Consider the following 11,154-nt stretch of genomic DNA (forward strand, 5'->3'; position numbering starts at 1 on the left):
CGCATCGTCAGGAACGAATGGCCCCGTTCCTCGTCCACAGCTTCGTGGATGTTATGACACCGATTATCGGGCAACTCGGCATGCTCGGCCCGCTGCTACAGAGCGAGGTCCTTTTGGGCCTCGCTTTCGTCGTGCTTACCGCGACCTTGATCGGTTCCGGGGTTCCCGGAGTGTTAATGCCGATCTCGTTTTCGTCGGGCGCCTTGCTTGGCGGATGGCTCGGCATCGCTGTGGTCGTTTTGGGCGCGGTTCTTGGAAGCCATGGGCTGTTCCTGCTCGCGCGGCGATCGTTTTCCGAGCGCCTTCGAAAACGCTGGGGCCCTAGGCTGGAGCGGTTCGATCGGGACATCTCCCAGCGCGGCTTCTTCTACCTCCTGGGCCTCAGGCTGCTTGGAATGCCGCATATGCTGGTGACGGCAGCCTGCGCGCTGTCGCCTCTGCGCGCGAGGAGCTTTGCCCTGGCGACCTTGCTTGGTTTCCTCCCGGCGGTGACGCTGGCTGCCATGGCGGGTTCGGCCGTCTAACCGCAATTCCGGGTTGTCCCTACGATCACGGCTGATAGCCTCTTCCCAAACGATAACTCGGGGAGGGGCAGATGAAAGTAACACTGGCATTGGCGGGCCTTGCCTGCGGATTGGTGGCCGTATCGGCCTCGGCGCAGGAAGCGCCGACGCTTGAGTTCGCGTTCGAGGAAATCGTCACTCTCGGCGAGGTCACGGTCCCGGGCGACACGGCGCAGGGCGGCCGCATCATCATTCCGATTACCGGCGGCACCTTTGAAGGACCCGCGATCAAGGGGACGATCGTACCGGGTGGCTGGGACTATCAGCTGCGCCGGGCCGACGGCTGCAACGAGGTCAAGGCCGACTACTTCCTCAAGACCGACGATGGCGTGGTCATCAATGTCGTGAACACCGGGGTCATTTGCATGGAGGGCGGGGCGATGAAGCCGGTCCGCACCCACCCTGTGTTCGAGGCGCCGCGCGGTAAGTACGAGTGGCTCTCGCAAGTGGCGTTCGTCGGCACGCTGGAACCCGCTCCCCCTTCGGCCGGGTCCGCGGTGAAGATTCGCTTTTATCGAGTTCGGTAGAAAGCGGGCCTTACCGCCCGAAAACTCGGGTAACTCCCTATGGCGGCCTGATCTGGCAGGATTAGCGTGGCGGCGCAGCAACCGGCCAAGGTGAGCCATGCCCCGATCATGCCGGCATTCCAAAGCCCTGGCGGTGACCTTCGCGGCCTCCTGTCTCTACGCCCATCCGGCGCTGGCGCAGGTCGAGACCGAATCCGGGCCCCCTGCCGACGCGGCCACATCGGAAGAACTGCCGCCGGAGACGGAGAAGAAAGAGAAGGACGTCGACCTGCTGTTCGCGCCGGTTCCGTTCTCGACCCCGACCACCGGGGCGGGCATCGCCGGCGGGGTGGTGGCGTTCTACAATCCCAATGGCTCGCCCAACCAATGGATGACGGGCGGCGGCATCGTGTGGACCACCCGCGGCAGCAAGGGGATCGGCGCGTTTCACAAGATGTCGTCGGGCGATGACGGCTTCCGCCTCACCGCCAGCGCTTCGTATTTCGACCAGTTCAACAAGTTCTTCGGCATTGGCGCGGACGATGGTGACCGAGGCGATGACCTGATGCTGCGCGACCAGCAGTTCAACATCAAGGCGACCGCCACCCGCCGGGTGTTTCCGCATGGCTATCTCGGTGTGCGCTATCAGCTGGGAACCCATAGCGCGGCGCCGCACGAGGACGAGGACGACGATCAGCCGCCCTCGCTGACCCCACCGCCGCCGGTCGATCAGATGGAGAGCACCCTGTCGGTCGTCGGCCCGGTGTTTCAGTACGACACCACGGACAGCCACACCCAGCCAACCAAAGGCGTGCAGGCCCTCGCGATCTGGGTGTTCGGCTTCGACTGGCTCGGCTCGACCTTCAAGCACAACAAGCTGACGGTCGAGGGGAGCACGTACATGCGTACGGACGACAGCACGGTCGTTGCCGCCAGCGCTATGGTCTGTTCGGCGAACGGAGACGTGCCTTACTACAACCTGTGCCTGTTCGGCGCCGGATCGGACCTGCGCGGCTATGTGACCGGGCGCTACCGTGACCGTGCGGCCTGGTCGATCCAGGGCGAAGTCCGCCACCAGTTCACCACGCGCTGGGGCGGGGTGGCGTTCATGGGGATCGGCGGCATCTCCACCTCGGTTGGCGACCTGTTCAGCGACAGCAATTTCTTGCCCGCCACCGGCCTCGGCGTGCGCTACCTGCCGTTCAAGAACAACGACGTGCACCTGCGGCTCGACCTCGCAGTCGGCAAGAATGACCACGGCGTCTACCTGGGGATTGGCGAGGCGTTTTAGGGTCAGAACCCATACCCAGCGCCTTCGAGGCGGCAGAATGGCGAACATATCGGACGGAAAGGGCTGCCGGGAAGGCTGGATGCCTTTCCAAGGCCGTTTCTGTTCGAGATGGAAGCCATTCTGCCGTCCCTTCGGGATTTGATCAAAATGGCCCATTGCTGCGTCAGGAAGACTGGAAATATCGACATATTCCTGCGCCTTCCTTCCTGGCACTGAGCCATTTTGCTTCAAACCTCGAAGGCGCTGGGTATGGGTTTTGACCCTGATTTGGCCTAACTGACCGGGAGAGAGATTCCCGGGAGTAGGTATGCGTTCGAATTCACTGAAGTGTTTGTGGCTGGCCGCGGCCTTGTCCGGCGTGGCGGCCTCACCGGCCTTGGCGCAGGAAGCTGCCGGCCGGGCGACAGACTACACCGAAGTTACCTCGTGGCCGGACTGGAGCGGCATCTGGTCGCCCGGCGTCTCGGCCGCCTCCCGCACCACCGCCACGCCGCCCAAGCTCACGCCTGAAGGGCAGAAGCTGGTCGATGCCTTTAACGCGGGTAAGGAGCGGGGCGAAAACCTGCAGACCCAGGCTGCGAATTGCGTACCCAACGGCATGCCGGGGATCATGCGGCTGCCCTATCCGATCGAGTTCACTTACTCGCCGGGCCGGGTGAACATCCTGATCGAGACTTACAGCCAGGTTCGCCGTGTTTATGTCGATGGGCGTCCGCTGCCCGAGGATCCGGATCCGGCGTTCAACGGTCACTCGGTCGGTCATTGGGACGGCGACACATTGGTGATCGACACGATCGGGGTGAACCCGGCCGTCAGCGTAGTGTCCGGCATTCATGCGACCGAGAACACTCGCTTCCGCGAACGCATCACTCGCACCGCGCCGGACCACCTGGTCGACGAGATCACCATCACCGATCCCGCGATTTTCGCCGAGCCCTATGTGATGGTGCAGAACTACAAGCTCGAGCCCACCTGGGAGATGCGCGAGTACGTCTGCCAGGAGAACAACCGCGACGGCGCCGATGCTGAAGGGCGGCCGGTCATGGACCTGGGCGATCCGTTCGAAGGGTTGGAGGAGTAATAAATCCTCCCCGAGCTTGCTCGGGGAGGGGGCCACGTCCTTCGACAAACTCAGGACGAACGGACGTTAGAATACATCTGACCCCCTAAACTCCATTCGTGGTGAGCTTGTCGAACCACAGGCGTGCGTCCGCCTACCCCTCCGTCACGCGTCTTCGACGCGCGCCACCTCCCCGAGGTAAGCTCGGGGAGGATCTAAGCTAAGCGAGCCTCGCCAGCACATCCTTCGCGAACACCGTCAGCGTGTCGTCGCGCGCACCCATCACGACGATCCTGTCCCCCGGTCGCGCAATCTCGACGATCCGCGCCCCGCAATCCTCACGGGAGGGGATGTGTTCGGCGCGGCCACCGGCTTCCTCGATCAGCCTGACAATCCGCTCGCTACCTTCCGAGCGATCCACCGTGCCCCCGAAGTAGACCGGGTCGCACAGGATCGTGACATCCTCCGGCCCGAGCTCTTCGGCGAAAGTTTCGGCCAGCTCGTGCCCCATCTGGCGCAACGGACCGTAACCGTGCGGCTGGAAGAATGCGATCACCCGGCCCGGATGCGTTTTTAGCGTGCGCAGGGTCGCGCGGCATTTCTCCGGATTGTGGCCGAAGTCGTCGATCACCGTGATTCCAGAGGCGCTCGTCCCGATGATGTCGAACCGGCGCGCCAGGCCCTTGAAGCTGGCCAGCGCGTTCACGGCATCCTGCACCGCCACGCCCGCAGCGGCCGCTCCGGCAATCGCGGCGAGCGCGTTGGCAAGGTTGTGTCGGCCGGGCATGGCGAAGCTCAGCTGATGGGCCTCGTCGCTTCGGCGATCGACCACGAGTGCGGCGATGCTGGTCGGCGTATCCTCGATCGAACCCGGTTCGATGCCGAGATCGGCCTCTTCATCGTCGATGGCGAACGAGATCAGGTGTTGCGCCCGGTCGGTCAGGAGCCGAGCTTCCTCGTTGTCGATATTGACCGCAGCATGCGGCGCGGTGGCCAGGAAGTCGCCGAACAGGGTGCGCAGTTCCTCGAGGCTCTTGTGGTCGAGGCTGACATTGAGCAGCACCGCTACCTCGGGTCGGTAGAGCGCAATCGAGCCATCGCTTTCGTCGACCTCCGAAACGAAGGCTGGACCGGCGCCCACGCGGGCGCTGGCGAACGGCACGGCGTCGGAGACGAAGTTCTTCATCACCGCGCCATTCATGATGGTCGGGTCGCGGCCCGCTACTTCCATGATCCAGCCGAGCATGCCGGTGACGGTCGATTTCCCGCTGGTGCCGCCGACCGCGATCCCTTGCGGTGCGGCGTTGAACAAGGTCGCGAGCAACTCGGCGCGAGTCATGCGCGGGCAACCTAGCGCGGTGGCACGAACGACCTCGGGCACCGTGTCCTCGATCGCAGCGGAGGCGACGAGGATCTGCTCCGCGCTCGTCACCCCGCTGCCGTCTTGCGGGAACAGCTCGAACCCCTGGCTTTGCAGCCAGGCGCGTTTTTCGGGCGTGCGTCCCTGATCGAAGCTGCGGTCCGAACCGGCGACATGCGCACCGTGGCCGCGCAGGATCGTGGCGAGGGGAAGCATTCCCGATCCGCCGATGCCGCAAAAGAACCAGGGATGGGCGGTGAGATTGGTGGGACTGGAGGTCATTGGCGTGAGTGGCTATTGCGTTGCTCGCGCCTTGGCAACCGTGGCGCGCCCGTCCGTCCTTCGACAAGCTCAGGACGAACGGGGGAGGGGTAGTGCCAGTTCACGCATCGTAATGAGATGGGTGGATTCCAACCTCTCCGTTCGTCCTGAGCTTGTCGAAGGACGAGTCGCGCAACGCATGACCCGCATCGCCATCTGTGCGCCCTCGACGCCGATAACGCCCGACGTGGCGGAGCGCGTGACCACGCTGGCGGCCAGGGAGTTCCCCGGGCTCAAACTGCAGTTCCACGAACAGTGCTTTGTCGAGGACGGGCATTTCGCCGGGCCTGACGCAGTGCGGCTCGCGGCCCTGCTCGATTGCGCCAACGATCCGCAGGTCGATGCCGTGTGGTTCGCCAAGGGCGGGTACGGCGCCAACCGGATTGCGGTGCAGGCGCTGGCTTCGATGAACGGCTCGGCGCGGGAGAAGGTCTACCTCGGTTACTCCGATACCGGTTATCTGCTCGCGGGGCTCTATCGCGCCGGCATTGGGCTGCCGGTTCATGCTCCGATGCCGGTCGATATCCGGCGTGACGGGGGCGAAGACGCGGTCGAGCGGACGCTCACCTGGCTCGCGCACGATACCAGAGGCCTCGAACCCTCGCTCGTCGGCGAACCTTCGGTCGCGTTCAACCTGATGACGCTGGCGATGCTCTGCGGGACCGAGCTGATGCCCGATCTCACCGACCACGTGGTCATGGTCGAGGAAGTAGCCGAGTACCTCTATTCGGTCGACCGCCTGTTCTTCCACGTGACGCAGCACTTGCGCGGCATCGCCGGGCTCAGGCTCGGGCGGATCAGCGCGGTGCCGGAAAACGACCGTCCGTTCGGCACCGGGGCGGAGGAAATCGCCCGTGATTGGTGTGCTCGCGCGGGCATTCCGTTCCTCGGCACGGCCGACATCGGGCATGACGCTGCCAACAGGATCGTGCCCTTCGGGCTTGCCCGGACGCCCGCGCGCTCATAACCGGCGCGCGATACTTCGACACGCCGCCTTGCGGCTGCTGAGTACGATCGGAGATTTGAAGTGACCGCATTCGTATTTCCCGGCCAGGGAAGCCAGAAAGTCGGCATGGGCGTAGAGCTCGCCGAAGCCAGTCTCGCCGCGCGCGAGGTGTTTCAGGAAGTGGACGAGGCGCTCGGCCAGAACCTCTCGCGGATCATGCGCGAAGGGCCCGAGGATGCGCTGACCCTGACCGAGAACGCCCAGCCGGCGATCATGGCCAACGCCATCGCGGTGCTGCGAGTGCTCGAGAAGGAAGCGGGCCTGTCGCTTGCGGCTAAGGGCGAATGTGTCGCGGGCCACTCGCTGGGCGAATATACGGCGCTTTGTGCAGCCGGCGCTTTCTCGCTCGCCGACACGGCGCGGCTGTTGAAGCTGCGCGGGCAGGCCATGCAGGCGGCGGTTCCCGTGGGTGTGGGCGCGATGTGCGCGCTACTCGGCGCTGATCTTGAGAAGGCCCAGGCGCTCGCCGATGCGGCGGCCGAGGGCGAGGTCTGCCAGGTCGCCAACGACAACGACCCCGGCCAGGTGGTCCTCTCGGGCCATCGCGGCGCGATCGAGCGGGCCGTGGCGTTGGCCAAGGACCACGGCATCAAGCGCGGCGTGATCCTCCCGGTCTCGGCGCCGTTCCACTGCTCGCTGATGCAGCCCGCGGCCGATGCCATGGCCGAAGCGCTCGGCAAGACGCCTCCGGGCGCGCTGCGCCTGCCGATCTACGCCAACGTCACCGCCGCCCTGGTCGGCGATGCCGCGACCGAGCAGGACCTGCTCGTCCAGCAAGTCACCGGCCGCGTGCGCTGGCGTGAAAGCGTGCTCGCGATGAAGGATGCGGGTATCGAGCGTTACGTTGAGCTGGGCGGCAAGGTGCTCGGCCCGATGATCGGGCGGACGGTGCAGGATGTGACCGTGACAAGCGTGGTGACGATGGCCGACATCGAAGCCTTGGTTAAGGAGCTTTGAGAATGTTCGACCTAACCGGAATGACCGCCCTCGTGACCGGCGCCAGCGGCGGGATCGGGTCTTCGATCGCTCGCTGTCTCGCTAGGCAGGGCGCGCGGCTGGCGCTGTCGGGTTCGAACAGCTCGAAGCTGCGCTCTTTCCGTGAGGAGCTCGTTGCCGAGTTCGGTCACGATCACGTGGAGATCACCTGCGACCTTTCCGACACCAAGCAAGTCGAGGAGCTGATCCCGGCGACGCTCGATACGCTCGGCCAGATCGACATCCTGGTGAACAACGCCGGCATCACCCGCGACAACCTCGCCATGCGCATGAAGGACGAGGAGTGGGAGCAGGTGATCCGCATCAACCTCGAATCGACCTTCCGCCTGATGCGCGCTGCGGCCAAGCCGATGATGAAGGCGCGCTTCGGGCGCATCATCACCGTGACCAGCGTGGTCGGTGCGACGGGTAATCCGGGGCAGGTGAACTACGCAGCGGCCAAGGCCGGGCTTGTCGGCATGACCAAGAGCTATGCCCAGGAAGTCGCCACGCGCGGAATCACCGCCAACTGTGTCGCGCCGGGCTTCATCCGCACGGCGATGACCGACGTTCTGCCCGAAGCGCAGAAGGAAGCGCTCAACCAGCGCATCCCGATGGGCCGCATGGGCGAGGGCGAGGATATCGGTGCGGCGGTCGCGTTCCTGGCGTCGAAGGAAGCCGGCTACGTCACCGGGCAGACGCTGCACGTGAATGGCGGGATGGCGATGTTCGCCTGAGCGGACAGGCTTCGCGAAAGATATCTCACGCAAAGGCGCAAAGCCGTGAAGAGGGTCTCTCCCTTGATTTCGTCATCCCCGCGAACGCGGGGACCCAGTCGGCCCTTTGCGCTACATCGCCCTGGGTTCCCGCGTTCGCGGGAATGACGAAGGTAGGTGTTGTGCCTCTTCGCGGCTGTGCGCCGTTGCGTGAGATAATTTCGCTTCACCACCTCGGCATCACCGGCCTGACTACCGAGTTTTCCCCAAGCCAATCGGCCTCGGCCCGCATTCTTTCTTGCCGCAAACCGTCGCCCCGCTAAGGGTATTGGGACATATTCCGGCGCTTGCGGGCGATTCCGGCCCCATCCCGAACCGGGACGGCGCGTTAGGGGGTTTGAGTAGCGATGAAGGCCACCATCGAACGCGCAAAATTGCTGCGTTGCCTGTCACACGTCCAGTCGGTGGTTGAACGCCGCAACACGATTCCGATTCTGTCGAACGTGCTGATCGAAGCCTCGGCCGACGGTCGGGTGCGGATCATGGCGACCGACCTCGATCTCCAGGTGGTCGAGAACCTCGAAACGGTTTCTGTCGAGGCTGCCGGTGCGATCACCGTCTCGGCCCACCTGCTGTTCGACATCGCGCGCAAGCTGCCCGACGGGAGCCAGGTGAGCCTGGAGACCGCCGACAACCGCATGACGGTCAAGGCCGGCCGCAGCCGGTTCCAGCTGCCGACTCTGCCGCGGGACGATTTCCCGATGATCGTCGAGGGCGACCTGCCGACCAGCTTCGAACTGCCGGCGCGCCTGTTGGCCGAAATGGTCGACCGCACCCGGTTCGCGATCTCGACCGAAGAAACGCGCTACTACCTCAACGGCATCTTCCTCCACGTCACCGATGGTGACTTGAAGGCCGCGGCGACGGATGGCCACCGCCTGGCTCGCTTCACCTTGGCAAAGCCCGAGGGTGCGGACGGTATGCCCGACGTGATCGTGCCGCGTAAGGCTGTCGCCGAACTGCGCAAGCTGCTCGAAGAAGCGCTCGACGGGAATGTCGAGATCGACCTGTCGGCCAGCAAGATCCGCTTCACCCTCGGCGGTGAGGGCGGGGTGGTGCTGACCAGCAAGCTGATCGACGGTACCTTCCCCGATTATTCGCGCGTCATTCCAACGGGTAACGACAAGCTGTTGAGACTCGATCCGAAGTCCTTCTACGAAGGCGTGGACCGCGTGGCGACGATCGCCACCGAGAAGACCCGCGCGGTGAAGATGGGGCTGGAGACCGACAAGGTCACGCTTTCGGTCACGAGCCCGGACAATGGCACCGCGGCCGAAGAAGTGCCGGCGGACTACTCTTCCGACGCCTTCGAGATCGGCTTTAACGCCAATTACCTGAAGGACATTCTCGGCCAGATCGACGGCGATACCGTTGAACTGCACCTCGCTGATCCCGGCGCGCCGACCTTGATCCGGCAGGACGAGAAGAGCCCGGCGCTCTACGTGCTGATGCCGATGCGGGTCTAGGCCCGCATGCGTCACTTCATTGCGATCGCCGCGTTGGCGGTTTCAACTCCGCTGGCTGCGCAAGCTCCCGCGCCCATTTCCCCTGAGGCAGAGCGCGAGCTGGAATGTGCGATGTGGGCCGCGGTCGTCAGCGGATCGGTGGACGACCCCGACCTCAAGTCGGCATTTGGCTTTGCCCTGTCGTATTGGGTCGGACGCTTCGAGGGGCGGACGGGTAAGAACTTCGATGATTTCGCGACCGTCGAGTTCGTGACCAGCCTGGAACCCAAGGTTGAAGCCCTGAGGCAGCGTTGCGTCCCGGAAATGGAAGCGATGGGCAAGCGCATGCAGGACTGGGGCCAGCGGATGCAGGATACGCCCGCGCCGCAGTAACGGTCAGCCGAGGCTCCTAGCCCTTGGCCCTGATCATCGCTTCGACATCGACGAACTTCTCCCGCGGCGCACCTTCGCGCGCCGCTTTCTCCTCCGCCTCTTCGATCCGCTTCCAGTCGCGGAAGGTCACGACGTCGAGGTCGCGTTCCGCCGCCAGTTCGTCGAAGCCGGCGCGGCCTTGCTTGCGGGCGGGGCCTAGCGTGCCTTCGGCAATGTCCGCGCCGATCAGTTCCACCACGGCGTATCCATCGGGACGGTTGGTGCCGATGGTTCCGGTTGGGCCGCGCCGCGCCCAGCCGACGCAGTAGAGGCCGGGCAGGATCCGCCCCTCATCATTGGCAAACCGACCCTGGCGCTCGTCGAACGGGACGCCGGGAATTGGCGAAGTGCGATAGCCGATGCAGGCGACGACCAGATCGGCAGGGATCCGTTCGATCTCTCCCGTACCCACGGCGCGGCCATGTTCGAGCCGAGTCTTCTCGACCTCAATCGCTTCAACCTTATCATTTCCAATCAAGGCGCTGGGCGATGACATGAAGACGAATTCTATCGCCTTGGGCTTCTCGGCCCGGATGTGTTCGGGCGTGGCCGCGAAAGCGCGCAAGTGGCTCACCGACTTGCGCAAGCCTGGCTCGAGGATCGCGTCGTCGCCCAACTCGGGCAGGTCCGCGTTGGCGACATGGGGAGAGGCACGCTCGAGTTCGCCCAGCTCTCCGAGCTCCTTGGGCGTCATCATGATCTGGTGCGGACCGCGCCGGCCGAGGATCACGATGCGTTCGATCTTTGAGCCTTCGAGGGCCTGCAAGGCGTGGGTGACGATGTCGCTGCCTACGAACTCGCCACGGGTCTTGGAAAGGATTCGCGCGACGTCGAGCGCGACGTTGCCCATGCCGATGACCACCGCGGTCTTGCCCGAAAGGTCCGGAGCCAGGTCGGCGAATTGCGGGTGGCCGTTATACCAGCCGACAAACGCCGCACTGCCAAAGACATTGCCCAGATCTTCGCCAGGGATGCCGAGGTCGCGGTCCTTCGGCGCACCAGTAGCCAGGACAACGGCATCGTAGAGGCCCTGCAACTCCGCGATCGACACGTCCTTGCCGATCATGACGTTGCCGACGAAGCGCACGTTGTCCGACAGGGCCACCTTCTCGTACCGGCGGGACACACCCTTGATCGACTGGTGATCGGGCGCGACGCCGCTTCGGATCAGGCCGTAGGGGACCGGAAGCGTATCGAAAATATCGATCCGGACGTCTTCGCCGAGCGCTTTTTGCGCTGCTTCGGCGGTGTAATATCCGGCCGGTCCTGAGCCGATGATCGCGACATGCCGCATGAATCTGCGCCCTTAGCCACTAACTCTCCGAAACAACCTTAGCCGCGCAATAGCGCTTGGCCACAATCCTACAGGTGCGAAAACTGCGGGTAACTTAACGGTTTCTCAAATTGGCGAGTGCATTG

Annotated in this window: 11 protein-coding genes; 9 read left to right on the forward strand and 2 right to left on the reverse strand. The window is 64.4% G+C overall.

Features of this window, described 5'->3' with window-relative positions; translation table 11 throughout:
* Positions 1-17 precede the first annotated feature (17 nt).
* The 4 genes from ASD76_RS03395 to ASD76_RS03410 all read left to right on the forward strand — a co-directional run bounded on the left by ASD76_RS03395 (position 18) and on the right by ASD76_RS03410 (position 3,441).
* Positions 18-524, forward strand: a complete 507-nt coding sequence (locus ASD76_RS03395) for a TVP38/TMEM64 family protein (RefSeq protein ID WP_055918489.1) — start codon at positions 18-20, stop codon at positions 522-524.
* A 71-nt stretch (positions 525-595) separates the two neighbouring features.
* Positions 596-1,090 (forward strand): DUF3237 domain-containing protein, encoded by a 495-nt coding sequence (locus ASD76_RS03400; RefSeq protein WP_082553578.1) that lies wholly within the window; start codon positions 596-598, stop codon positions 1,088-1,090.
* 97 nt (positions 1,091-1,187) lie between these two features.
* Complete coding sequence (locus ASD76_RS03405) at positions 1,188-2,360, forward strand: BamA/TamA family outer membrane protein (RefSeq protein ID WP_082553579.1); 1,173 nt, start codon at positions 1,188-1,190, stop codon at positions 2,358-2,360.
* A gap of 307 nt (positions 2,361-2,667) precedes the next feature.
* On the forward strand, positions 2,668-3,441 hold the full coding sequence (locus ASD76_RS03410) for a hypothetical protein (RefSeq protein ID WP_055918498.1): 774 nt from the start codon (positions 2,668-2,670) through the stop codon (positions 3,439-3,441).
* Positions 3,442-3,640: 199 nt separating this feature from the next.
* Here ASD76_RS03410 and ASD76_RS03415 read toward each other — a convergent pair whose 3' ends face one another.
* Positions 3,641-5,062 carry a glutamate ligase domain-containing protein gene (locus ASD76_RS03415; RefSeq protein ID WP_055918500.1) on the reverse strand — a complete coding sequence of 474 codons (1,422 nt, stop codon included), beginning with the start codon at positions 5,060-5,062 and terminating at the stop codon, positions 3,641-3,643.
* Positions 5,063-5,240: 178 nt separating this feature from the next.
* Here ASD76_RS03415 and ASD76_RS03420 point away from each other — a divergent pair, with 178 nt between their 5' ends.
* From ASD76_RS03420 to ASD76_RS03440, 5 genes are all read left to right on the forward strand, one after another.
* Complete coding sequence (locus ASD76_RS03420) at positions 5,241-6,068, forward strand: LD-carboxypeptidase (protein ID WP_055918503.1); 828 nt, start codon at positions 5,241-5,243, stop codon at positions 6,066-6,068.
* Between the two features lie 60 nt (positions 6,069-6,128).
* Positions 6,129-7,064 carry an ACP S-malonyltransferase gene (gene fabD, locus ASD76_RS03425; RefSeq protein ID WP_055918507.1) on the forward strand — a complete coding sequence of 312 codons (936 nt, stop codon included), beginning with the start codon at positions 6,129-6,131 and terminating at the stop codon, positions 7,062-7,064.
* Between the two features lie 2 nt (positions 7,065-7,066).
* Positions 7,067-7,819 carry a 3-oxoacyl-[acyl-carrier-protein] reductase gene (gene fabG, locus ASD76_RS03430; protein ID WP_055918511.1) on the forward strand — a complete coding sequence of 251 codons (753 nt, stop codon included), beginning with the start codon at positions 7,067-7,069 and terminating at the stop codon, positions 7,817-7,819.
* Between the two features lie 386 nt (positions 7,820-8,205).
* Positions 8,206-9,324 carry a DNA polymerase III subunit beta gene (gene dnaN, locus ASD76_RS03435; RefSeq protein ID WP_055918514.1) on the forward strand — a complete coding sequence of 373 codons (1,119 nt, stop codon included), beginning with the start codon at positions 8,206-8,208 and terminating at the stop codon, positions 9,322-9,324.
* A gap of 6 nt (positions 9,325-9,330) precedes the next feature.
* Positions 9,331-9,696 carry a hypothetical protein gene (locus ASD76_RS03440; protein ID WP_156457529.1) on the forward strand — a complete coding sequence of 122 codons (366 nt, stop codon included), beginning with the start codon at positions 9,331-9,333 and terminating at the stop codon, positions 9,694-9,696.
* A gap of 16 nt (positions 9,697-9,712) precedes the next feature.
* On the opposite strand, the gene ASD76_RS03445 is transcribed toward ASD76_RS03440, so the two are convergent.
* A complete protein-coding gene (locus ASD76_RS03445) occupies positions 9,713-11,029 on the reverse strand; it encodes an FAD-dependent oxidoreductase (RefSeq protein ID WP_055918518.1) in 1,317 nt (438 codons plus the stop codon).
* Between the last annotated feature and the right edge of the window lie 125 nt (positions 11,030-11,154).

The sequence above is a fragment of the Altererythrobacter sp. Root672 genome (genome assembly GCF_001427865.1).
GTDB lineage: Bacteria > Pseudomonadota > Alphaproteobacteria > Sphingomonadales > Sphingomonadaceae > Croceibacterium_A.